Source organism: Pseudovibrio sp. Ad46 (assembly GCF_001623065.1).
Taxonomy (GTDB): domain Bacteria; phylum Pseudomonadota; class Alphaproteobacteria; order Rhizobiales; family Stappiaceae; genus Pseudovibrio.
Window position 1 is genome coordinate 1 of record NZ_LMCG01000018.1, and the last position, 920, is coordinate 920.

Sequence of the window (920 nt, forward strand, 5' to 3'; positions counted from 1 at the left end):
GCGATCCATCCAGCGTCAGATCACCGCCAACAGTGATGAGGTCACTGTCTACACCCGCTGTGCCAGACGGAGATCCAAGCTCAAAATCCAGAACGGATGCGGAGGTCAGATTAAGGTCACCGCCAATCGTCAGCCTACCCGGACTGTTACCCGCTGCAATCGTTCCGCTTGCAACGGACACCGATCCGCCAATCGTGCCTGACCCACCAAGGCTACCGCCGTTGACTGTAACATCACCAATGGAGCCATTAACAACCAGCCTTCCTCCCGAAACGGTGGTGCCGCCGGTATAGGTGTTGATGCCGGTCAGGATGGTGGTGCCAGCAAGCTGATTAACACTGCCATTCCCGTTAACGGCAGTCGAGAACGTGTAGTCGGTATCCGTGTGGTTGAAGTTGATCACCCCGGTACCCTCGCCAAATATCACTGCCTCTGTATCAAGGGTGCCTGCCTTCACAGCCGTCTCACCTGCCGCGGCGCCGATATTGAGTGTGCCTTGTGAAACAGTGTCGACGGCCAGCACGACATCACCATCTACATCCACGATAGCGCCATCTGCTATCGTCAGCGTCCCGGGCGCTCTATCTCCGACTTTAATACGGTCACTGCTTTCCCAAGCGGAGCCTTCGCCCGTCACTGTAACAATACCCGAACTGGCCCCACTGAAGCTGGCGCGGTTGAAGCCAATGGTGGTGCTATCAGAAGTAACCTTGCCGCCATTCTCTATTTTTAGGGAGCCGGCACCATACTGGCCGACCAAAAGAGGGCCTGATTCCCAGACGGATCCGTCATCCGTCACAGTCACGGCACCTGTGGCGTCAGCCCCACCGATAACACTGCTCAGACCATTGGTAACCCTGCCGCCATCGGAGATGGTCAGCGTTCCGGTCCCATACACACCAACTGTAGAGTTAGTTGCG

General features: G+C 56.7%; 1 protein-coding gene. It reads right to left on the reverse strand.

All coding sequences use genetic code 11. The features are described from left to right. On the reverse strand, positions 1 to 920 hold a 920-nt coding region (locus PsAD46_RS04420), incomplete at both ends, for an autotransporter-associated beta strand repeat-containing protein (protein ID WP_193776911.1).